Annotated in this window: 18 protein-coding genes; 3 read left to right on the forward strand and 15 right to left on the reverse strand. The window is 46.6% G+C overall.

Going from position 1 to position 24,276, the window contains the following annotated elements; all coding sequences use genetic code 11:
* Nucleotides 1-357: 357 nt before the first annotated feature.
* From asd to TW77_RS11845, 12 genes are all read right to left on the reverse strand, one after another.
* Nucleotides 358-1,470: an aspartate-semialdehyde dehydrogenase gene (gene asd / locus TW77_RS11790; protein ID WP_046005180.1), complete on the reverse strand. Its 1,113-nt coding sequence runs from the start codon at nt 1,468-1,470 to the stop codon at nt 358-360.
* A 604-nt stretch (nt 1,471-2,074) separates the two neighbouring features.
* Nucleotides 2,075-4,762, reverse strand: a complete 2,688-nt coding sequence (locus TW77_RS11795; RefSeq protein WP_046005181.1) for a TonB-dependent receptor plug domain-containing protein — start codon at nt 4,760-4,762, stop codon at nt 2,075-2,077.
* 90 nt (nt 4,763-4,852) lie between these two features.
* Nucleotides 4,853-6,583, reverse strand: a complete 1,731-nt coding sequence (locus tag TW77_RS11800; protein WP_046005182.1) for a hypothetical protein — start codon at nt 6,581-6,583, stop codon at nt 4,853-4,855.
* Nucleotides 6,584-6,757: 174 nt separating this feature from the next.
* A complete protein-coding gene (locus tag TW77_RS11805) occupies nt 6,758-8,062 on the reverse strand; it encodes a tetratricopeptide repeat protein (protein ID WP_046005183.1) in 1,305 nt (434 codons plus the stop codon).
* Between the two features lie 17 nt (nt 8,063-8,079).
* Nucleotides 8,080-8,685, reverse strand: a complete 606-nt coding sequence (locus TW77_RS11810; protein ID WP_046005184.1) for an energy transducer TonB — start codon at nt 8,683-8,685, stop codon at nt 8,080-8,082.
* 9 nt (nt 8,686-8,694) lie between these two features.
* Nucleotides 8,695-9,105 (reverse strand): ExbD/TolR family protein, encoded by a 411-nt coding sequence (locus TW77_RS11815; protein WP_010381303.1) that lies wholly within the window; start codon nt 9,103-9,105, stop codon nt 8,695-8,697.
* 21 nt (nt 9,106-9,126) lie between these two features.
* Nucleotides 9,127-9,654: a MotA/TolQ/ExbB proton channel family protein gene (locus TW77_RS11820; RefSeq protein ID WP_010381299.1), complete on the reverse strand. Its 528-nt coding sequence runs from the start codon at nt 9,652-9,654 to the stop codon at nt 9,127-9,129.
* Nucleotides 9,655-9,656: 2 nt separating this feature from the next.
* Nucleotides 9,657-10,991, reverse strand: a complete 1,335-nt coding sequence (locus TW77_RS11825) for a MotA/TolQ/ExbB proton channel family protein (protein ID WP_428838745.1) — start codon at nt 10,989-10,991, stop codon at nt 9,657-9,659.
* A gap of 46 nt (nt 10,992-11,037) precedes the next feature.
* Entirely contained in the window at nt 11,038-11,790 is a 753-nt protein-coding gene (locus TW77_RS11830; protein WP_046005186.1) for a DUF3450 domain-containing protein, read from the reverse strand.
* Nucleotides 11,791-11,978: 188 nt separating this feature from the next.
* The gene (locus tag TW77_RS11835) at nt 11,979-13,868 is read right to left on the reverse strand and encodes a methyl-accepting chemotaxis protein (protein WP_046005187.1); all 1,890 of its coding nucleotides are present in this window, start codon (nt 13,866-13,868) and stop codon (nt 11,979-11,981) included.
* 309 nt (nt 13,869-14,177) lie between these two features.
* A complete protein-coding gene (locus tag TW77_RS11840; protein ID WP_046005188.1) occupies nt 14,178-16,529 on the reverse strand; it encodes a GH92 family glycosyl hydrolase in 2,352 nt (783 codons plus the stop codon).
* Between the two features lie 187 nt (nt 16,530-16,716).
* On the reverse strand, nt 16,717-17,988 hold the full coding sequence (locus TW77_RS11845; RefSeq protein WP_046005189.1) for a sugar MFS transporter: 1,272 nt from the start codon (nt 17,986-17,988) through the stop codon (nt 16,717-16,719).
* Between the two features lie 170 nt (nt 17,989-18,158).
* Here TW77_RS11845 and TW77_RS11850 point away from each other — a divergent pair, with 170 nt between their 5' ends.
* Both TW77_RS11850 and TW77_RS11855 read left to right on the forward strand, forming a co-directional pair.
* Complete coding sequence (locus tag TW77_RS11850; protein WP_046005190.1) at nt 18,159-19,352, forward strand: AGE family epimerase/isomerase; 1,194 nt, start codon at nt 18,159-18,161, stop codon at nt 19,350-19,352.
* Entirely contained in the window at nt 19,349-20,293 is a 945-nt protein-coding gene (locus TW77_RS11855; protein WP_046005191.1) for a carbohydrate kinase family protein, read from the forward strand. The genes TW77_RS11850 and TW77_RS11855 overlap by 4 nt, the downstream gene beginning before the upstream one ends.
* 60 nt (nt 20,294-20,353) lie before the next feature.
* Here the strand turns inward: TW77_RS11855 and TW77_RS11860 are convergent, their stop codons facing one another.
* Nucleotides 20,354-20,620 carry a hypothetical protein gene (locus TW77_RS11860; protein ID WP_046005192.1) on the reverse strand — a complete coding sequence of 89 codons (267 nt, stop codon included), beginning with the start codon at nt 20,618-20,620 and terminating at the stop codon, nt 20,354-20,356.
* A 134-nt stretch (nt 20,621-20,754) separates the two neighbouring features.
* Between TW77_RS11860 and TW77_RS11865 the strand changes: the two genes are divergently transcribed.
* A complete protein-coding gene (locus tag TW77_RS11865) occupies nt 20,755-21,840 on the forward strand; it encodes an MBL fold metallo-hydrolase (protein ID WP_046005193.1) in 1,086 nt (361 codons plus the stop codon).
* Between the two features lie 17 nt (nt 21,841-21,857).
* Here the strand turns inward: TW77_RS11865 and TW77_RS11870 are convergent, their stop codons facing one another.
* Both TW77_RS11870 and TW77_RS11875 read right to left on the reverse strand, forming a co-directional pair.
* Nucleotides 21,858-22,364, reverse strand: coding sequence for a YcgN family cysteine cluster protein (locus TW77_RS11870; RefSeq protein WP_082078915.1), 507 nt, complete (start codon nt 22,362-22,364; stop codon nt 21,858-21,860).
* Between the two features lie 85 nt (nt 22,365-22,449).
* Nucleotides 22,450-24,252 carry a DUF885 domain-containing protein gene (locus TW77_RS11875; RefSeq protein ID WP_046005195.1) on the reverse strand — a complete coding sequence of 601 codons (1,803 nt, stop codon included), beginning with the start codon at nt 24,250-24,252 and terminating at the stop codon, nt 22,450-22,452.
* Nucleotides 24,253-24,276: the final 24 nt, after the last annotated feature.

Consider the following 24,276-nt stretch of genomic DNA (forward strand, 5'->3'; position numbering starts at 1 on the left):
GGAAGCTTGGTGAAACAACGAGGTTTAGGCATATCTTAAGTACTACCAAAAGACCAGCCAAGATATAACCTGGGCACTAAGCAAACGGTTTATTGATACGACGGGTAAAGGTGGCAAAAACGGGCATATGAAACCAGCAATAGGTAAGCCCATCAGAAGTGTGAGATTAGAACAACACACCATTTAACATAATATAAATTATAGGATGTTGCTTGTAGTGCTGTTATGTAGGTGGTCGTATGACTATTATCTGTGTAATCGTTCTTAGTTCAAGCTTTAACGTGACCTTTAGATAAACAAAGCACGCTGTTCGAGTGCGTGCTTTGTTTATTCTGGGATGTGTTGCTTAAGCAAAGCTTATTGCTCAACTATGATCCTAAGCATACGGCGCAGTGGCTCGGCCGCGCCCCAAAGCAGCTGATCTCCTACGGTGAATGCACTGATATATTCCGGGCCCATGGTGAGTTTACGTATTCTGCCAATTGGAATGTTCAAAGTGCCAGTAACCTTGACTGGTGTAAGCTCTTGCTCAGTGATTTTTCGGTCGTTTGGAATAACCGTAACCCATTCGTTGTGTGCTTCTAATATTTCCTCAATCTTCTCAACGGAAACATCTTCTCTTAACTTAATAGTTAAGGCCTGCGCATGACAACGCATTGCGCCGATCCTTACACAGATCCCGTCGACCGGAATGGGCTGTTTACTTGAACCAAGGATTTTGTTCGCTTCAACCTGGGCTTTCCATTCTTCTTTACTCTGGCCACTTTCCATAGGCACGTCTATCCAGGGGATCAGACTGCCAGCCAGCGGCACGCCGAACTGATCGGTTGGTAAGCTGTCTGATTGCAGTTTTTGTGCAACCAGCTTATCAATTTCTAAAATTGCAGCTCCCGGGTCATCAAGCTGGGTTTTTGCACAATCATGGATATCGCCCATCTGAGCAATGAGTTCTTTCATATTTCGCGCACCGGCGCCCGATGCAGCCTGGTAAGTCATGGGGCTAACCCATTCAATCAGGTCTTGCTCAAACAAACCGCCCAGTGCGAGCAGCATCAATGACACAGTACAATTACCGCCCACAAAGGTCTTAACCCCCTGCTCTAACCCCTGCTCAATGACATCTTTATTTACCGGATCCAGAACAATGATGCTGTCTGATGACATTCTCAGTGCAGACGCCGCATCAATCCAATAGCCATTCCATCCAGTTTCTCTTAGCCCGTTATAAACTGACTTAGTGTAGTCTCCGCCCTGACAGGACAGAATAATGTCCATTTGCGAGAGGCTATCGAGATCATAGGCATCGAGTAACGCTTTGGTCTGCGACTTAACTTCTGGCCCCGGCTGGCCAGCTTGAGAGGTAGTGAAGAAATAAGGTTCAATGTCAGAAAAGTCATTTTCTTCATGCATGCGTTGCATCAATACAGAGCCGACCATTCCACGCCAACCAATTAGTCCTACTTTTTTCATGGTATTACCTTTTTTGTGATTCATTGAGTATTTTGCGTGAGAGGTATGTCTAGACGTCTAAAAATAGCAAACATTATCTGAAGAAACTATACTTTTAGCGTCAAAATTGAACATTTATGATAAAAAACCCCGCGAAAGCGGGGTTTGGATACAACATGTAAAGGTTGTGTCCCATACTGCCGCGTAAAGCAGCAGTTTAGAACTAGGTTGTTGGCGACCAGAAACTCATTCTAATGGCCAAAATTCTGAATTAGTATGTGAGAACAAAGTATGACTTAATTTTAACGAGTGTTCAAGAAGTTTTGATTACAACAATCTGAAAAGTAAGAAAATATTTTCCCAGTTTTGCTACTTGCTCACTGTCACATAAGTTTAACGTTTTACCATCAAGTTTAGGCTGAGATTTTGACCCATAACAATAAAACCGGCCATTAAGTCACATTAAGCAAGATTTCTGACTTTTACTACTCAATATAGTAGTTCAAGAAATGATTAAATTGAATTTTATACAAGAATGTCCTTGCATCTGCGGCTATTCAAAGGAATAAAAAAACAAAAAAGCCGCCCATGCTTACCAGGCGGCTTTGAAACTGGGTTAGATTACTTAGAACTCGTATTTGTAGCTCAGGCTCACACTAGTGCCGACTTCTTTTTGGCGAACAATATAGTCAGACTGAGTGACTTCTTGTTCTTCATCCAATAAGTTCTGTACCTTGAACTTAACTTGCGAGTTAAAGTCAGGATACCAAGTGTAAACCAGGTCCAAAGAGTGGAACGGCTGCTCAAACGCATCCTCGCGGCCACCGATCCCTGAAGCCAGGATCCGTTCGCCGAACACATTGTAAACAAGCGAGCTACTGTGTTGACCATCTGCTGAGTCATAGTTCAACTGCAAATTCACAACATACTTAGAATGGCCCGTCATACGCTTGGTTGGGTTTGTTAAGTTACCAGACTTAGCAGGGTCAATTTCCACTTCTGAATCACTGAAGGTAACATTACCAGAAGTAAAGAAACCACTCACTACACCAGACAGGTCATATAGCCATTCGGCTTCGACACCATATACCTCACCGGTTTCACCGTTAACGAAGGTAGCAGTGTAGTCCTCATCACCTACTTGCAACACAGTCTCTATCGGTGCCGTAATATCTTTAAAGAATGCACCTACCGAGAAGTTATCACCGTTATCCATGTAGTATTCGAAGCGCGCATCATAGTTTTGCAGCTCGCTGCTCTTAAGGCCTGCAACACCGAATGTGCGAATGTCTGTCAATGGATCAAAGTACGAAACAGGTACCAACTCACGTAAGTCAGGGCGAACGACTGTTTCACCGTAACCAAACCTGATTTGGTACTTTTCTCCGCCCAGATAAGTCATGGAAAGCGCGTTATAGAAGTCATCTTCATTAACTGTTCCCGCTAAAATCCGTTCTTCTGAGTAGATTGTACTATGGGTAATGCGGTCAAAAATAAGGCTCGATGTACCTATAGAAACCTGTTTAAAATCTTCGTATCGGATACCACCGCTTAGACGCCATGTGTTATCAAAAATCGCATCGAATTCAAAGTAGCCTGAATCAATTTTCTGGGCCGCAATATAATCGTCTGCACTGGGCGCGGTTGGTTCATTGAAGGCCAACAAGAAATCATTACTAGAGACAAAGTCATCGTTCAAATAGGCTGTAATGTCATTGATGCCCTCTGAACCCGTGTTAACCGGGATAGAGATATTTGTCTCGTTGTGTATCGCAAAACTTGATGTTGAATAAACACGCGCCCTGTCAACGAAGTCATAACCAGCTTTAAAGGTCAGCTCTAAGTTTTCCAGATATAGTGGCAATGTAAGGTTACCGCTGTACGACTTTACATTGTCTTCCATTTCTGTGTACGAGTAGAGGATACGGTTATCATCACCCGTTACGATAGAATCTACATAAGCGCCATCATCACCATAATTGTCGATGAAATCATAATCGATATTGGTTGGGATTTTAGTTTCCGCTTTTGACTCTGTGTACTGCCAGTCAACACCGATCCCCATGTAATCCATGAATGTATGTTGACCAACAGCCTGGTCGATGTCCAGAACGCGCTCTTCGTAGTTGAAGTCGTAATTACGATATGCCTGCCCTGTTGCTGCTATCGTTCTAACAGTACTACCATTGGGGCTTTGAGAGATAGACAGCTCCGACTCGTCTTCGGTGTCTTCAAGATATATCTTAGAATAGGATACGTTGTGTTGCTCGTACTTATATCCAAGGTTAAACACGCCACTCATTTTCTCAGTCTGAGTTGTTACTTTAGAGTCTTTCACCGTAACGTAACAAGAGTTAACCGCGTCTTCTTCTGTCTCTAATTTCGTCGTACAGCTTTCATCAAATGACTGATCCAATACCGCGCTCATGCGCTCTGAATATTTCCAGTCATTGTCATAAGACACAGCCGCAAGCACACCGATAGTACCGCCCAGCCAGTTTTCGTCAAAGCTGTCACCAATGCTGGCCTTTATGTCGTAGTTCGGATCCAAAGACTCTTCTTGTACCCGAATATCCCGGGGCAGCTCACGCACCAGAGACTTGTTGCTGACTAAAGCTTGATCAGCAGCACTTTGAGTCTCAGTGTTTTCAAACCCTTCTCTTTCTACTATACCGCGCAAAGACAGATCACCACGATAACGTACTACGGCAGTTTGAACTGCAACAGGGATCCCTTTTTCGTTACGGTTATAGGTATAACCATCTTGCGAATTGAGGTTCTGACCAACACCGACTTCAATATTTGCTACAAATTCACTCGGTACCGACTTAGTCCGAATGTCGATGTTACCACCACCAAAAGCAGCAGGCATAGAAGGAGAATATGCTTTTTGAACAGCCAGGCTCTCTATGATGCTAGACGGGAATATGTCCAGGGGAATTACGTTGCGGGTCAGATCTGGGCTAGGTACCGCTGCACCGTTTAATCGAGCACTTGAGTAACGCTCACCGAGACCACGTACATAAATGAACTTACCATCGACAAGTGTTAGGCCAGTTACACGGCGTAGAGCAGATGCTACATCGCTATCACCAGTGCGTGACAATTGCTCGGCGCCCAGTATGTCTGCAACAAATGCCTGATTTTTACGCTCTTCAATAACAGCCGCAGCACTACCTTGTAGACGTGAGCCGACTGCAACAACTTCTTCAATTTCCTGCGCTTCTTCAGCAAATACAGGCGCAGTCATACCGACGGACAAAGAAGCACCTACTGCCAAAGCTACTTTTCTTAATTTTATCTGCGTATTCATTTGCAATCCTGATAAAACTCGTAAAAAAGGCGCAATCAATGCGCCTAGTTCGAAATACTTATTGAGTTAAAAACAAAGTAATCTTAGAGATTAATCTTTGTCAGCTAGTTCAAGAGCTTCTTTAACCCACTTGTACCAAGCGCTTGACGTATCTGCGCTTGAAACTGCGCCTACATAGTCAACTTCTTCGAAGAAATCGTCATTTAGAGATTTCAGGTCATTTGCTTCAAGAGTGATATCCACAGAGTCTTTGTTTGTAGAGAAGCCATCAGCTGCTAGTACATCACCTTTTTTGTCAAGAATGATGCTGGCGGCGTCGTTATCCCACCAAGCGGTGTGCGTTTCACCAGGAAGGTCTTTACTTCCTTCAGTGAAGTTAGTTACACAAGCCAATACTGAACTGTGGAAGTTTAATACATTATTAGCTGCATTTTGCGCTGCGTCGCTGTCTTTAAAGTGAAGACAAGCTGTTGCATTTGTTGCATTTTCTTCTTTAACAAACAAAGTGTTGTAATACTGACCACGAATTGCATCGTCAAATGTTGCTGCTTGTGAAGGGTCGTTATCACGGATTGATTTACCATCAGTAGTCACAACAGTAACGTTTGCGATAGTTGGGTTAGAAGGTGTTACGTCGTTGTACTCTTCTCCCTGGTTCTTCTCGCCGTCAGTTTCAAAACCGTTGTTACCCATGAAGCCTTCAGTACCAGCTTCGATAGTTTTAACAACCTTTTGTTTATTCTCATCTTCGCCGGTGTAGTTAACGTCTTTCTTCGTTTTAATAGTACCGTGCTTGATGTAAATGAACTGAGCTTTACCCTGCCAGCCTGCATCGATATCGATAGAGTCATCCTGGGTATCTGTAACAACAATGTTCTTCAAGTTCGCTGCACCACCAAAGAACTCAATACCATCGTCAAAGCCTTGGTGAATATGAAGGAATTCGAAGCTAGAACCTGAACCAACACCATTCAATGTCAGAGAGTTAAGGTCATCACCTACACCGCCTTCACGAGGACCCGATCCTGCGTAGAAAATTTTAGCGTACTTAATGTTACCGCTGCTGTCTGCGTTATCGTTACCACCGAAGTGACTAGTGACACCTTCAGTTTTAGCGTTACACAGACCAGCTGCGCGCTCTTCGTTCTTACACTGGTTAGTCAGACCTTTACCGTTGATCATGATACCGCCCCAGTCCGCAAACTGCGGGCCGAAACCAGTGATATCAAATTCTTCAATGTCGTTTGCTGATGTAAACGTAATTGGTGCCTCAGCAGTACCCTCGGCCATGATTTTAGCGCTGCGAGCGATGCGAATAATCGCTTCACCTGAAGCAAACGCCATGGTTGTACCAGGTTTTACCGTTAGAGTAGGACCAGTCTCTGGCACTGTACAACCTGTAGTAGTATCACAGTTTTCACCAATCAATAGCGCGCCAGCGAATACATGTGCGCCGCCATTTGGCAAAGCATCGAAAGTAATGTTTTCTTTGATTTCTAGTGCTTTACTTGCGAATGAAGAATCGTAGTAACAGTGTTTAGAGTTACGGTAGTCACCCTGAACTTCTTGACCTGCAACAGTACGGCTTACACACGGGTTAGTAGTACCAGAATCTTTGTCACCACCATCTGTACCACCGTCGTTGTTATCGCCACCGGAATTATCGCTGCCTGTGTTTGTATTATTATGAGTTGTTGTATTATTTGAATCAGTAACGCTTGTATCATTAACTGTAGGTGTTACTTCGATGTCACCACCACAACCAGCTAGTACAAGTGCAGATGTAACAAGGCTTACTCTGAATAACCCAGTAAGTTTCATTTTATTCTCCGTTGTGTATTTAAATGAGCTGGCGTTATAATATAAAGCCTATATTTCATTTGTGTGTCTGTTTATTTTCAGAAAAATGAAAGTATCAAATTCAGGGAATTTTTTTATTTTAAGATAGGCATAAAAAAACCGCCCGAAGGCGGCTTTGGTGTTGCGATTATAAAATCATAACAAAGCTTGCTTTAACGTTTCGGCGTGAATTTTTTCGCGTTTAACGTATTTAATCCATTGCTTAGCGAGATTAGCTGATTTTTTGTGCTTTTCTGCCTGTTCAAACGCAAGTATTGACGCGTCGAAGTTTTGCAGATTGTATTGTGCCATACCTAATGCCACATAGGCGTTTGACTCGAAAGTCAGCTCCCCTTTATCCAGGGCCGCGCGCGCAGCGTCAGCAGCTTCATCAAACTTTTCCAGATTAATGTAGACCTCAGCAATACGTTGCAGATAGGTTCCATGCGCTACTTCTTTGTCTGCTTTTACAAAGTAGGATATGGACTTATCTTCATCCTTAGACTGAACATAGGCCTCGGCGATAAAGGCGTAATTTTTAGCATTGCCTTCGACAACCCCACTTTTGATGCCTTCATCCAGAGCCACCGCCGCCTTATACGGTAAACCATTAAACAGATAAACCTGAGCCAGCTGGATGACGTCACTGCGCTTTTTAATAAAGCCGCGCTGTTTGGCTGTTTCGAGCAAGGCTAATTGTTTTTTCTCTTCGCCCAGCTCACCAAACATACCCGCCAATTGAACCCAGTATTCTGGCTTATCAAATAGCTTGACCATTTTTTCCAGTACGTCAGCAACCTTTTTAGGCTGATTCATTGAGTAGTATAATGCCCTTTGTAGAACCAGCCAGTTCTCCTTGGGAACATTACCTTCACTTTCTGTTAATGAAATCGCTATGTTGATATTTTCCACAGCCGATTGATAGTTTTTATCCTGATATAAAGCCTGCGCTTTTAATACATAATAATTACTTTTAATTGGCTGAGTATTAATCTTTTTCCATCTGTCGAGATAATCAACCGTGGCCTTATAATCACCATTGGCCATGGCCAATTGCGCCAGACTAAAGGTCGTGGATAATCTCAGTGACTCAGGGATCGCTTCTTCAGCAACCACTTGTTCAAATGACGCAATAGCTTTATCAAGCTGATTTTCGTTGTAATAGATAAACCCATAAAAATTATGCATCATGGCAATTTCGTAAGAGTTCATGCTACCGGAACGCTCTTTAATGGAGTCCAGCACTTCCAGACCACCTTTGACGTCGCCATCATCGGCCAGCTTTTGTGCACGTGCCAGCTGGCTGTATACTTTTTCGCGCAGTGCCGGTACACGTTTTGTTTTGGTTTCTGCATGTGCAACCGCAAGGTCAACACCCGGTAACACCGAGACCATACTTGGCGCTACCAAGCCGGCGCAACCAAGTGCACTTGCCAACAAGACTTTTTTAAATACTTTCATAATCGCACCTTTGTCTGTTAGCCATTGATCTGGAATGAGATCTTGTTCTGAACACCGGCTACTTCTACCGCTTCACCGTTCACAACACGAGGCTTGTACTTAAATTTCAAAGCCGCATCCATTGCCGCACGCTCAAAAATATTCTCCGGCTCAGCTTTGACGACAACCGGATCTCTTACCGTGCCTTGCTTGGTCACGATAAACTCAACGATCACGTATCCTTCGATACCGCGTGACAGCGCACGTCTGGGATAGACTGGCGCAACCTTAACGATTGGTAGATATTCACCATCACTGGATTCGAGTGCCAGTCCACCGGCAAGGTCTACATCGGCTGCAACGTCTGCGCTAAAGTTAAAATCAGCGCCTGCTGCATCAAGGTTATTACTTTGCATCTGAGGCGCATCCATAGGTGGAGGCGGCTCTTTTGGCGTTGGTGGTTTTTGTGGCTTGCGTTCTTTTTTCTGAACTGTTTCTTCTTTTTTCAGGCGAACAAAGTCAAGGACATTGCCTTTAACGGGCTCTTCCATTTTGCCTTCGCCGCCTGTGATCAGTGCTTGCATACCGAGAAACAAGAAAAAAGTCACAATACCTGCAATAACGAGTGCTAGTAAGTAACGCATTTTCTAATCCTATGATTCCTGTGCTGCAATCGAGACATCAAACGCGCCTGCTGCACGCGATGCATCCATTACCTTGATTAGGGTATCTGTGGTTGCTTTTTTATCTGCCTGAATAACCACGCTGCCCTGCGGATTTTCCGCTTTCAGGCGCTCGATGTTGGCTTGTACCGCGCGGATATCAACCTGGCGTTTGTTGATCCAGATTTCACCTTTGTCTGAAATGGCAACCAGGATATTGGCACGCTGCTTTTTCACGGCTGTCGCCGCTTCCGGGCGGTTGACATCAATGCCCGCTTCTTTGACGAAAGACGCAGTGACGATAAAGAAGATAAGCATGATAAATACAACGTCCAGCATGGGCGTCATGTTAATTTCTTCGGCTTCTTCTTCCTGAAAAACCTTTGCTAGTGGAGCTCTCATTTTGTTTCCTCAAATTCTTTTCTAGTGGTCAAGCAACAGCTTGTCTTCCAGCAGTTCTACTTCGCGCTTTGCTTTGCGTTGCAAAAAGGTCGAGGCAAACACCCCGGACAGCGCGCCAACCATACCAGCCATGGTAGGAATGGTTGCCTTGGATACACCGGCTGCCATCGAACGGGCACTTCCGGAACCTGTGATTGCCATGACATTAAATACTTCAATCATGCCGGTCACTGTACCGAGCAGACCCAGTAAAGGACACAGTGCAACCATGACATTGATATAAGGTAAGTTACTGTTAAGCTGAATACCGGCTCGTGAGATCATGGCCTGGCGGATCTGCTCTGCATTCCAGCTGTTTCTTTCCTCTCGGCTGCTCCAGCTGTTCAGCAGATCTTTGCGATACGTTCTGAACTTGCCGAACACAAACATAAAGCGCTCGAGGATCAACAACCACATCAGAAATGTGACCAGTCCGATGACCAGGAGAACCTGGCCACCTGTATCTAGGAACTCACGTAGCGCATTAATTGCATCTACTAAAAGAACCACAATTACGCTCCTTTCTCGCTGCGTTCAGCGATGATGCCGGCACTTTGCTCTTGCAGGATAAGCAGTAAGTTACGAGAGCGTGTATTAAGCAGGGTGTATAGGAACACGGTTGGGATAGCAACCACCAGACCCAGCACTGTTGTAACAAGTGCGGTAGAGATACCACCTGCCATGAGTTTCGGGTCACCTGTACCAAACAGAGTAATAGCCTGGAAGGTATTTATCATACCGGTTACCGTACCCAGTAGACCAAGCAGCGGGGCAACTACTGAAATAATCTTAATCAGAGTCAGGTTACGGGTAATTTTCGGCATCTCACGCAGGATTGCTTCACTTAACTTAAGCTCAAGTGTGTCATATGCCACATCCGGGTATTGCTCTTTAACTTTCATCACACGACCCAGCGGGTTGTCTTCACGTGCAACAGAGTCTTTTAGCTGACGGTTGATTTTGGCACCCATAATCATCAGAGAGATAAAGCGCTCGATGGCAATTAACAGTGCAAGCAAACCAACGCCCAGGATGACATAACCTACCGCACCACCCTGCTCAACCTGCTCTTTGGTGTTTGGTGCCTGAACCAGCAGACCCAAAATTGAGCCGCCCGTTGGGTCAAGTGCAAAGTCGACAATACCTGATTGTGCAGACTGAAGGTCAGCAGCACTTTGTGTGAAGCGTGCAGTAGGCTGACGTGTCAACTCAGACAATGTGTTAGTTTCCGGGTTGTAAGACAGGTATTTACCATCAGCAATCAGGTTAAACGCACCAACACGCAAAACTTCTTTTTGCTCTTTCGCACCACCGGCAACAATTACATCTGAAGTATAGCGAGAGACTTTACCTTGCTCGGTCATTTCACGTTGTAACTCAACCCAGACTTTTTCAATGTCTTCGATTGACGCAAGCTTAGTGCTTGAGCCCATGCGCTGTGCCATATCATCCATAAACGCGCTGCGGTTTGGAATTTCGGCAGAGACCACAGACGTGCGGAATTTGTTGCTTGAGTCTCCCGCAACCTGTTGCAGAACACCAAACAACTCTTTGAGTGAACCCATGCGCTTAGACAGCGTATCGCTCAGGTTACCAAGTTTAATTTCATTTTCTTCAAACTGTGTTTCAAGACGCTCTGAGCGGTTAAGCTCTCCGTCACGGTTTGCAGTCAGTTCGCGCAGCATGCGAACCTGTTCGCTCTGTTGTGCCTTAAACTGCGCTTCGCGTTGTGCGTTTTGCGCGTTCTGGGCTGTTTGGCCTTGCTCAAGTTGTTTTAACAGGGTATCCAGGTCCATCGCTTGCTCGGCTGCAAATGCTGAGCTCGACAGTGCCAGTGTCGCTGCCATAACTGTTTTTAGGCTGAAAGATTTAAAAAAGTTCATTGTATACCTCTTATTCTGCAGCCTGAATTGGCAGAGTTAACATATCCGGGGCAAGTTGCTTACGGGCAATACGGATACCCTTGTTGATTTGACTGATGTTGGTGTCTGGCAGTGCAGTGAAAGACTTGCTTTCTTTGTTCCAGCTACCCGCTTTACTGCCATCTTTGGTTACGTAAAGTAGTTCAAGACGTCCGATGCGTAGCATATCGACTTCGCGCTCCTGACCATCAACACTAAGCAATGTTGAGTAAGCTTCGATAGTGCGACCGTATTCAACCTCTACCTGATACGCTTCTAAAACGCGGCGGAATTTTTCACTGGAAGAGACATCAGCGCGGTCCATCATGGCCTGTAGCTTTGCGATACGGTCGGCGCGTTCATTTTTAAGAAATGGCACATCCAGGGCAACGAATTGCTCAAGACCGGTGATCATGCGCATCATCAGCGGCGTAATTTGACGCTCGATAACCGATACCTGATCCATCGATGCATTGATAGCAGCCATTTCTTCTAATTGATTCTTGATCTGCTTATCCAGCTGGCTGTTGTAAACAACCAGGCCATCGATTTCTTTATTCAGGGTTCTGAACTTTTGCAGACGTGACTGCATATCGTCTGCAATTGAGTTGATTTTGCTTTGAGATTGCAAAGCGGACTGGTTAATCGCCGAACTTGAATCAATGACCTTATCCAGATCGTTTGCCTGAGCATTAGCCGCTACTGCGACCATACCTGCTAATAGCAAGTGGTTAACGCACTTCATCGCATACACCTTTTAATATTTGCTTGTTGCTATATTGGAATTGCGTGCAGTCTAATGTGCCTAAATGACATCCATGTTGCGCTAAAAATACATTTAGGTTACAGCTGTCATATATGATTCATGAAGGGAGTTTATTTAGTCTTGTGCAATAAATAAAAAAGGCTACATGAACGCAGCCTTAGAAAGGGTTAGACCTTGAACTTGGCGAGCATATGTTCAAGTTCATCAAATTGCAATTTTAGTGTCTGGCATTCTTCCAGAGTTTTGGTCAGGCTGTCACTGCCCTCGACACACAAATCACTGATCCCGTGAATGTCGCTGTCGAGCGACTGGATCACCGCATTTTGTTCCTGCGTTGCACTGGCCACGGCATGGTTTACACCGTCGATAGAGTCGATTGCATGTGTCACTTCCTGCATCTTAGTTCCAGCAGATTGTGCCTGCTGCGCGCTGTTACTTGAATCGTCGATGCTCGACTTCATTACCGCGACGGCCGATGCAGATCCCTGTTGCAATTCACCAATGGTGTTTTCTATTTCCTGGGTCGATTCCTGTGTACGTTGGGCAAGCTGTCTCACCTCATCGGCCACCACGGCGAACCCACGTCCGGCCTCACCGGCGCGCGCCGCTTCTATTGCCGCGTTGAGCGCCAGCAGATTGGTCTGCTCACTGACCCCTTTTATCACTTCAAGCACCTGGCCGATACTTGAGGTCAGTTTATCCAGACCATCGATTGTCGACTGGGCCTTCTGCATCTTAGCACTTAAAGAGCCTATTTCTTCGATATTGGCATTCAGTGCAACCTGGCCCTGGCTGGATAAGCTGTTTGCCTCCGTCGCTAATTCAGAGGCGTGCTTGGCATTATTTGAAATCTCAACCGCGCTGGAGGACAGTTCGTTAATGGCGGTTGCGACACTGTCGGTACGTTTGGTTTGTTCGGTATAAATGTCCAGGGCACCCTGGGTTTGCGATTGCAGCCCGGCCATAACCTGCTCCAGCGCCAGCGTGGTTTCCTTGACCTTAGAAATACTCTCGTGAATTTTGTCTACAAACAGGTTGAAGTAATTAGACAGCTCACCAAACTCATCGTTGTTTTCAACCTCCAGTCTGCGGGTTAAATCGCCTTCACCCTGGGCTATGTCTTTAATTGCCTCGTTCAAATGAACCATTGGCCGCATTAGGTATTTCAGTAGCAGCTGTAACATCACTACAATTACCACAACGCCCACCAGCATGTAGATCAGAGCCATATTACGGAAAGAAGCCACTGAGCTGTAGGCTATCTCTTTGTCGATCACTACGCCCAAGTACCAGTCGACATTTTTAATACCGCGCATTTTGACAAAAGACACCAGTTTTTCTTTACCGTCTATAGTCAAGTCTGCGAATGACTCGGACAGCGGCAGTTTATTGCCAAACAAGTCTGACATAGGTTTGTCGTTGAGCCCGGTATTTGGGTGGCTCAGGATGCGGCCCTCTGCATCGAGTAAAAAGCCATAACCGTAACCCAGAAAATCAATTTCGTTGACTATATCTGTAATGGTCGCCATGTCTATGTCACCACCGGCAACGCCAGAGAAACGACCGTTCATCATGATAGGGACTACGGCGGTGATGGTCAGTTCGTTACTGGTAACATCAATGTAGGGGGTGGTAAACGCAGTATCGCGTTTTCGCTCAGCAAGTTTATACCAAGGTCTCTGGGTGGCATCAAAATCGCTGGGCAATACCACGCTGGTATCGTTCAGAACAAACTGGCCGTCGGGCGTGCCAATAAAGGTATTCTTAAAATGCCCGGCCTCATGAGCCGTTTGTACTCGACGTAGAATATCCGCCGTGGCATCGCTCTTACGATGGCCGCTGGCGACGGAGCTGACAATATCCAGCCTGTCGTTCAGCCAGTTAGCTATATTCTGCGACACCGACTCAGAGATTTCCTGCAATACCAGGGTCAGCTGAGCCTGAGTTTGCGAGCGCATCAGAATAAAGTTATTCACGGTAAAGAGGGAAAGCACGATCACCAGCACCAATGAAGCGGCCAGTGTTATTTTAGTTGTAAATTTGAGCGCACTAAACATGGGGATCCTGTCTTAATTCTGCTAATACAAATTTGTTTTACCAAATCTTAACGAGTTTGTCTTACCTTATCGGCGAAACTTTTGCGGTCTTAAGCCAATTATACACTTGTTTTCACGATTTATTTTTTAACTGAATAGTTATTGGACAAGTGTCAACGCTAAAAATGAAAAAAGGCGGGATTGTTCCCACCTTTGATTAACACACAATGATCACCGCAAGCTGTATCGACCCCAGTCTAAGAACATTGACCGATACTAAAGGACAATACAGCCTGCCTGTTTGTTTGATGAAAGTGTAATCGGGTCTTGCTACTGATACTTGGATAACGCCGGAGGCCTTGCTTTAAAGGCTTTACCCCAATTCTTATTTGGTTTATCGCCCATCACATACCTTAGCTCCCCGCCCGACATAATGTCGTCATGAGTCAGATAACTGCGCTCAAGGACCTTGCCATTCAAAGTAACCGACTGGATATATTTGTTTGCATCGCTCAAACCAACCGCAGTGGTTGTAAACTGCTTACCATTAGCCAGTTTCAACGTAACCTTGGGCGTTTGTGGCGCGCCAATGGCATATGCCAGATCTCCAGGGGCTACCGGATAAAAACCCATCGCAGAGAAGATATACCAGGCAGACATTTGCCCTACGTCATCATTACCTGCCAGGCCGTCGGGTTTATCCGAGCTTAAGGTATCCATAATCTGGCGAATACGTTGCTGGGTTTTCCACGGTTTACCGGCGTAGTTATACAAATACGCAATATGGTGACTGGGTTCATTACCATGGGCATAGTTACCTATCAAACCGGCGATGTCTTCATGCTCTTTGATCATGTCATGGGACAAAGGCGTATCAAACAAATCATCGAGGCGCTGAGTGAATGCCTCGTCTCCGCCCATTAAGGTAATGAGGCCGGCAACATCTTGCGGGACATAAAAGCTGTATTGCATGGCATTGCCTTCGGTGAAAGGCCCCATGTATTTGGCCTTAAACGGATTAAAGTCAGGATCCCAGCGTCCCTGGCTGTCACGACCGCGCATAAAACCACTTTGCGGATCAAAGACATTCTTATAACTCATTGCGCGGGCATAATATTGTTTTGCCAGTTCACTTTTACCCATCGCCTCAAACATTCTGGCAATGGCAAAATCATCATAGGCATATTCAAGCGTGATAGACACAGACTCTGGTAACACATCCATTGGCACATAGCCAAACTGCTTATATTCAGGGATCGCATCGTACACTGGGTTATTGGCCGTATTAATGATGGCTTCTACAGCCAGGTCAAGGTCGTAATCTCGGATCCCTTTGAGGTAGGCATCCGCTATCACAGAAACGGCGTGATAGCCTATCATGGTCCAGGTCTCGTGCGCATGGAATGACCAGATGGGTAACATCTTTTCGTAGCTTTGCTGATAATGCACCAACATGGACTGGATCATGCCCGAGACTCTGTCGGGATCGATATAGGTCAGTAACGGGTGCAGCGCGCGATAAGTGTCCCAAAGCGAGTACAGGGTATAATGCTCAAAGCCTTTACCATCGTGAATTTCACCATCAACACCACGATATTGTCCATTCACGTCCTGATATAAACTGGGCGCCTGCAAGGCATGATACAGCGCGGTGTAAAACTGACGCTTTTCGGAGCGAGTCCCTTCAACATCTACTTTGTCCAAGTAGGATGCCCACTGGGAGTTTGCCGCTTTGCGTACTTTATTAAAGTCCCAGTGTGGTATTTCCGCGTGCAGGTTTTCCAGTGCGTTACTGCGGCTAACGGCAGACAAGGCAACCTTAACTTGGAGAGGCTTGTTTTCAACATTGTCAAAACTGGCAACAAACTTAATCGCCTTACCTGCACTCATTTTTACGGCTTTGTTTTCTATGGTTGAGTGTTTTTCTTTACCCAGACAGCCCATGCAACGATAACGCATATTATCTTCGTTGATAAAACGGTAACTGTCGATTGGCTGGGAAAATTCAATGGCAAAGTACATTTGACGATTACGCGCCCAACCATTAGTTGCCCGGTATGCAAGCAGCGTAGTGTCGTTTATCTTGCGAATATCACTCCAGATGACTTTGTTTTCAAAGTTGTAAATCGCGCTGGTCAGGTCAAACAGCACATGACCTTCGCCACCATTTTTAAATGTATACTGATGCATGCCTACACGCGCACTGGCTGTGAGCTCGGCCTTAATATTGTAGTCTTGTAGCTCTACTCCATAGTAGCCAGCTTCGGCCCATTCCTGATCGTGCGAAAATCGCGAACGATAGCCAGAGTCGGGATCTTTTGCCGTGCCCGGATTGGTTTTAACTTTCCCGCTGATGGGCATGATCAGTAGATCGCCAAGGTCAGAGTGTCCGGTGCCGGAAAAGTGTGTATGAGAAAAACCGACTATGGTGGTATCGTCATAATGATAGCCTGCACAGCGCTTATAGATCTCTGGTTGTGGTGATACACCGCGCATGGGGTTATCGGTATCCGGGCTCAACTGAACCATACCAAAGGGCACCACAGCCCCCGGGAAGGTGTGGCCATCACCGCCAGTGCCTATAAATGGGTCTACCCACTGAGTGTTTGACGCGTTAGCCTCCCCCAGCGACGAGACTGATATCATAGTAGCCAGGGTTGCTACCGATATGATGCGATACATGCACCTCTCCTCTATACCTATTGTTATCATTTGGACCGTTCCAATCAATTCTATAGTACACCGCAAATGAATACGTATTCAATAGCAACAGGATAAGAAATAGTTAGCGAGATACAAAGGAGCAAGGTTAATGGGGTTAACCGGACATAAAAAAGCCGGCGCTGAGGCCGGCTTGATAAAAGCGCGTTTAGCTATCGACTTTTTGCTGCCACTGCTTGTACAGAGACACCACATTCAGTCCATACCAGGCGATAAAAACATAACAGACCATAGGGACAATAAAGCTAATCTGGATCCCCGCACTGTCTGCAACCAGACCCTGTGCCAGCGGTACCAGTGCACCACCGACAATTGCCAGACATAACCAGCCAGACCCTTTACTGGTTAAGGAGCCCAGTCCTTCAATGGCGATTGAGAAAATGGTCGGGAACATGATTGAATTAAACAGGCCCACAGCGAGTACTGCAAACATGGCCAGCTTGCCATCTGTCGACATCGTCAGAAGCAACAGTGCAATAATGGCAATGGCATTGAACATCAGTGCCTTTGACGGGGCAATCTTTTGTAGTGCCGCAGAGCCAATAAACCGACCTACCATAGCCCCCCCCCAGTAGTATGAAATGTATTTGGCTGCGGTATGCTCTTCCATTCCGGCAATTGACGGCTCGGCGAAATAGTTAACCAGGAAGCTGCCAATCGCAACTTCTGCGCCTACATAACAAAAGATAGCCGCAACACCCATCACCAGATGCGGAGCTTCGGTCAGCTTGTGACCTCGGGCTTTACAATCCCCTTCTTCTGTATGCGCTTCGATGGTCGGCAGCTTTAAAAACGCAAATACCGCTGCAATCAGCAGCAAGGCACCGGCAAGTATCAGGTAAGGGACTTTAACGGAGTCTGCTGTTGCGTCAGTTGCCATACCGGCACCGGCACCAAACAGCAACATACCACCCACCGCAGGACCTACGGTTGTTCCCAATGAGTTAAGCGCCTGCGCCAGATTCAGTCGACTTGAGGCGGTTTTCTCTGGACCCAGTGCAGCAACATAGGGGTTTGCAGATACTTGTAGGACCGTAATACCTGAAGCCAGTACAAACAGCGCGCTCAGGAATATCCAGTACTCATGGACAACCACCGCCGGATAAAACAGCATACATCCGCCAGCTGCCACAACCAGGCCGGTCAGAACACCGTTTTTGTAACCAAAGCGTTTGAGGAACGCGCCGGCAGGTAAAGAAACGATAAAATAGGCGCTGAAAAAACAAAACTGGATCAGCATAGCTTCGGTATAACTGAGGTCAAACACCGCTTTCAGGCGCGGGATCAGTACATCGTTCAGTACAGTAATAAAGCCCCATAAAAAAAACAGGGTGGTCATGGCGGTCAGTGGCAACAAATAGTTGTTGTTTTTTGCATCTCCACTGGCTACATAACTTTGGTTAGTGTTAATTTCGCTCACTTGGATTACTCCGTGTTAAAGGATTCAGTGATTCTACACACTGTTACAGAAAAATCACAAATGTTTTATTGGACCGTTCCAATTTATTTTTGATGATGCTAGAGTAAGATTAAATGCAGGTATTGCCGGGTAGATATGCTCAGGCTAAATGACGACACACTGGATAGGTTATGTCTATAAACTTCAGAAACGATGACTTCTTACTTAAACATATCAACCACACCATGGGCTTTTACCATCCCCGATGTGTCGACCCTGATGGCGGGTTTTTCCACTATTTTTTGGATGACGGCACGGTTTACAATCAAGATGATCGTCATCTGGTATCAAGTACCCGGTTTGTGTTCAATTATGCGATGGCTTATTTGCAAACCCGTAAGCCTGAAAACCTCGAACTGGTTCATCATGGCCTGGACTTTCTAGAGCAAACACACAAGCAACCCAATGGTGGCTACGCGTGGGTTATCAGTAAAAGTCAGGTTGAAGACAGTACCAACCACTGTTACGGCCTTGCATTCGTCTTACTGGCCAACGCGGTTGCGCTTAAGGCCGGTGTTGATTCAGCGGCTGAGACCATAGAGTCGGTATGGCGCTTACTGGAAGACAAATACTACCAAAGTGACTATCAGCTATATCTGGACGAGTACAATGGTGATTTTAGTGTCGCTGATCCTTACCGGGGGCAAAACGCCAATATGCATATGTGCGAAGCATTGCTCATGTGTTTTGAAGCCACGCAGGATAATAAATTCCTTCAACGCGCACATGCGCTTGCCTTTACCATGACGGTACAACAGGCTGAATTAGCCAACGGCCTTGTCTGGGAGCACTACAGCGATAACTGGCAGATTGACTGGCACTATAACCTGGATAACCCCAAACACCTGTTTCGCCCGTGGGGTTTTCAACCAGGCCATCAAACTGAGTGGAGTAAGCTGTTGCTGATCCTGTATCGGCACAAACCACAAAACTGGATGATCGAACGCGCCCGTTACCTGTTTGATACGGCGCTTGAAACTGCCTGGGATGAGGAACATGGCGGAATATGCTATGGCTTTGCGCCGGATAACAGCATTTGCGACTCAGACAAATACTTCTGGGTTCAGGCAGAGAGTTTTGCCGCTGCGGCGCTGCTGGCACTCACAACCGGTGAAAACCGCTACTGGCAGTGGTATGACAAAATATGGCAGTACTGCTGGGATCATATGATAGATCATGAACATGGTGCCTGGTACCGCATTTTAGATAAACGAAACCAGGCATACAGCAACGAAAAAAGCCCTGCCGGGAAAACCGATTATCATACAATGGGCGCCTGCTACGAAGTACTTAGAGCCCAGCAACTAGCACAGGAGGCATTATGAGCCTGGTTTGTTTTGGTGAAGCCCTGATAGATTTCCTGTCAGACGGAAAAACGCCTGAATCTTTTACTAAATACGCAGGTGGCGCACCGGCCAATGTTGCCGTTGCCGCCGCCCGTCAGGGGGTTGCAGCGAGTTTTTGCGGCATGGTCGGCGATGACATGTTCGGCCACTTTATAAAACAAGAATTGCAATCACATGGGGTTAATTGTGATTACGTAAACTCGACAGATAAAGCCAAAACGGCGCTGGCGTTCGTTTCGTTGGATTCAAACGGCGAACGAAGTTTTAGTTTTTATCGTCCCCCCGCGGCTGATTTGCTATTTCGCTCTGACGACTTTGATCCCAGCATGTTCGATACGCATTCATTGATACATGTGTGCAGTAATAGCCTGACCGAAACCAACATCTATAAAACAACTGTCCATGCTTTAACTCAGGCACGGGCTCAGGGTATGAATACCAGCTTTGATATGAACCTGAGAGAAAACCTCTGGACATCCATGACACACTGCTCAAAACGCATTTGGCATGTCATTTCGCTCTCAGACATTGTTAAGCTGTCACACGAGGAGCTGGTATTTTTGAATGAACAAAGTCATCCAGGTCAGCCTCAGTCGCATACCCTCGACGCCATCATGGCAGCCAATGTAAAACTGCTGATCATCACCGATGGTAAACAAGCTGTTCGCTTTTATGGGCAGACTTATCAGGGCGAGGTGCAAGTACCCGATGTAACCGCGGTAGATACAACCGCTGCGGGAGATGCGTTTGTTGGTGGGTTACTGGCAACCTTTATCCGTTCGGACTTGCCTATCTACACCATATTGGCCGATCGGGACAGCGTATATCGTGCCATAGAATACGCCAGTCGCTGCGGCGCTTTTGCCGTAACACGCTATGGCGCGTTTGATTCCTTGCCAAGTTACAAGGACATTGCTTAACAGGCTGTGAGAGCGGGTGCATGGATGCGCCTTTTCAGCAAGCCCACTTGTAAGGAGAATTTAAATATGCGCCAAATATTCAGTGTAAATGTAATAAAATCCGGGCGAACAAATCACCAGGCCGAGCAGATAGAGTTTAAAAAAACCATCTCGCTGCGCACTGAGCTGCGACACCACAGACACTGAGCTTTCAACCTCCGTCGGTGGCGTTTTAGGAAAATAACAGCGGTAAGCCTTCATTATACCCCACCCTATTGTAAAGGGGCCCAGGATCAGCAAAAAGAAAAACCCTAAGGCATACCAGGTTTCTGGAGAAACTCTGCTCATCTTGTACTCTCATCAACTAAACAACCAAATTAGTATTGTAGTAACACCTGCTTACATCTAACTATTTGATTTTGTGCTAATCACTTATGCTAAGCTAAGCCTAACACAGTAAAAGAATAAAAAAAGACGCGTTTATGCACAAACCTTATCTCGCCCTGCCCTTCCTCATTTGCCTGAGTGCCTGTACGGCCAACCAGGTTGAAGTGACTCAGTCGGACCAGACGGTGGTAAAATACAAAACATCGCAGGGCTACACAGACCGTTTTGCCAATCTCTATAAACAGCCAGAGCGCTACCCTTACACGTGTGAGCAGGACTGCTATCCGCCTACCCCGCTCATTGAATGCCGCGAAAACATGGAGCAATGTCGTTACATCGGCGAGCGCCCCGACATCAACAGCCCACTGGGTTTTAACGTAAAATGGCTTGGCCACGCTAGCTTTTTGCTCACAATGCCTGACGGACAGCAAGTGCTGGTTGACCCCGTGAGTCAGCAGTTTGACTGGCCGGTTGACCTGGGTTTTAAATGGACCGGCGGTTTTTATCGGACTGAGCCTCTGTGGCCCGCAGATCAGGAGCTCAACAAGCTAACCTCGGTCGTGTATTCGCATATACACTACGACCATTTCAATAAAGCAGATATCGACACCTTAGGCACAGAGCCAACTTATTATACGCCGCTGGGGTTTGCCGACTACTTTGCCAGCGGAGGCTATAAAATCAATGAAATGGCCTGGTATGCCAGCGCACAGCAAGATCAGCTTAACATTCATTTTGTACCGGCTCATCATTTCAGCAGCCGGATTGTTGTTCCCTACCTAACAGAAGACAATGACGCGACGCTTTGGGGTGGCTGGATATTTGAGTACCAGGGCAAGACCTTATTTTATGCGGGCGATACGGGTTATTCTCCCCACTTCAAAGACATACAACAGAAGTACGGCGATATTGACGTTTGCCTGCTGCCCATCGCCTCTTATCACCATGAGGAGTATGGCAACTGGTATCGCAATGTTCACCTCACACCTGAAGACATGCTGGTGGCGGCCGATGATCTTAACTGTCAGCAAGTAGTGCCGTGGGGATATGGCAATATGAGCTGGAAAATGGGCGATTTAACGTCGCATTCCGCGCTGTTTAGGCTGCTTCATGTCAAACAAACACTGGCACCCCAGCGGCCCATTTACGTACTTAACGAAGGAGAGAGCGTCACCTTCTGAGTATAAACAGCCTGGTATCAATCAACATCATGTTCAGGCCAGGTGACAATGTGATCTTCAAAGTCATTCTCCAGATCGACATCCTGTTCGCTGATGGCCTTACCCAGAATACTGATCCCGGCGTCATGCATTGGCTGCTTAGAGCCTTCATGACGTAACGGGTGCCAGCTCGCCAGTCCACGACCTTCATGTAAGCGGCGATAACTGCAAGATTGCGGCATAAAGAAGATGTCTTTGAGGTTGTCCTTGGTGAGCTGGACGCACGATGGCACCAGTGTTTGTCGCTCCGAATATCGGGTGCAGGCACAGGTGTTTGCATCGCTGTATTGGCACACCACGTCGGTATACAACAATTCTTCGCCCTCACGCAGTACGTCGGTGCTACTAAATTGTTCTTCCTCATCTTCGTCTGAATCTATAAAGGAGTGCAGACAACATTTGCCACAGCCGTCACAGATGGCTTCCCACTCCTGTTGGTTCATTTCTTCAAGTGATTTTTCAATCCAAAAAGGAGTTGTGCTCATAACGCCAGTCTGCCACATAGATAAGGGGCGCAGATTGTACTAAAAGAATCAGACCAGCGCAAAGCTGGCCTGTTATCTGTGGGGGTTACTTTTGAGATTCGACCCAGCGCTCTATCTTGTCCTGCAACACAGGCATTGGCAAAGCACCGTCAATCAGTACCTGATTGTGGAATGCGCGAATATCAAACTTGGCACCAAGCTTCTGTTCGGCAGACTCCCTCAGCTGACGGATCTTAAACTGACCTACTTTATAAGATACCGCCTGGCCCGGCCACGCGATATAGCGCTCAACTTCTGCTTCAACATCGCTCTTGGCCATCGACGAGTTATCCAGCATAAAGGCAATTGCCTGGTCACGCGTCCAGCCTTTGGCATGCAAACCGGTATCTACAACCAGTCTCATTGCTCTGAGCTGCTCATCAGCCAAACGGCCGTACCATTGATACGGATCGGTGAACAGACCCAGCTCTTTACCCAAACTTTCTGCATACAATGCCCAGCCCTCAACAAACACGGTCGAGCCGCCAAACTTACGAAAATCAGGCAGGTCATCAATTTCCTGCTGCAACGCGAGTTGGAAGTGGTGCCCGGGCGCAGCCTCGTGGATTGATAGTGTCTCTACGATAAACTTTGGCTGAGCCTTCAGGTTATGACTATTAATATAGAAAACACCGGGGCGAGAACCATCCGGTGCCGGGCTTTCATAGGATGCCCCGGCCGCCGATGCCGCACGAAACGCTTCCACAGGTTTTACGATATAATCCGCCTTGGGTTTTATATCAAACAACAAAGGCACTCGCGCATCAATTTTCTTTTTCACCTCTTCATAGGCCTGGATCAGTTCAGCCTCTGAAGCGAAGTAAAACTCTTCGCTGTCACGTAAGTGATCGAAAAATGCCTGCAGATCGCCTTCAAAGCCGACTTGCTCCTTAACATTACTCATTTCATTGCGAATACGCTGTACTTCACTCAGACCCAGCTGGTGAATTTCTGTTGCGCTCATGTCCAGCGTAGTGTTTTCTTTAATGTAATGCTGATACCAGGCCTCACCGTTAGGCAATGCACCGTAGCCAACCGAGGCTCTGGACGCAGGCAGATAGGTTGTTTCCAAAAAGCCTACCATGTCGCGGTATGCCGGAACCAAAGTGCGCTCGATGTAATGCTTGTAAGACTGGGTAATTTGACGTTTTTCTTCGTGTGAGAAAGTCTCGGGGAGATTATTAATCGGCCCCCAGAATATGGAGTCTTCTGCTTTTTCAACGACGTGTGTTTTAAACTGAGGAATGACCTTAACGGTAAGCGCACGTGGTAACACCACACCACGCTCTATGCCCTGCGTCATCATGGTTTGCGCCGATTTCAGCCAGACCACAAAGCCGTCGGCGCGTTTCAGAAAGTTGCTGTAATCCTCGACTGTTTTAAACGGCTGTGCACCTTCACCAGAACCGAGTGACGCAAAAATATGATGTGAGCCGTACATCTGATCAATCGGCAAAAACTGATCATCAAACTGCTCTGCCGCTTTGCTTTGCAGCAGTTCATAGTGGAGAATGTCGTAAGACAGTTTAGCCTGGCCTGATAGCTTACTGCTATCGAGCGCTTCGAGGCGCGCCAGATAGCGGTCGGTAAAGGCGCGAGACCGCGCAAGACTGGCTTCCCCAAGCGGCGGTTCAAACTTGTCATTGTACTCAGACATACCGAAAAAGGTTGCAGATAGCGGGCTGAGCGTAATGCCCTCATCGAAGTAGGACTGCGCAAGTGCCATCATCTGAGCGTTGGCATCTTTGCGTTCAACACTCTGCTGCTGGGGCTGCGTATTGACAGAAGTCACTTCACATCCTGTCAGTGTCAAACCAACGACAAGCGCTACCAGGGTTTTTCTTATCATGTCTGTAACCTTATTCTTTATCTA

The sequence above is a fragment of the Pseudoalteromonas rubra genome, assembly GCF_000967655.1.
Classification (GTDB): domain Bacteria; phylum Pseudomonadota; class Gammaproteobacteria; order Enterobacterales; family Alteromonadaceae; genus Pseudoalteromonas; species Pseudoalteromonas rubra_A.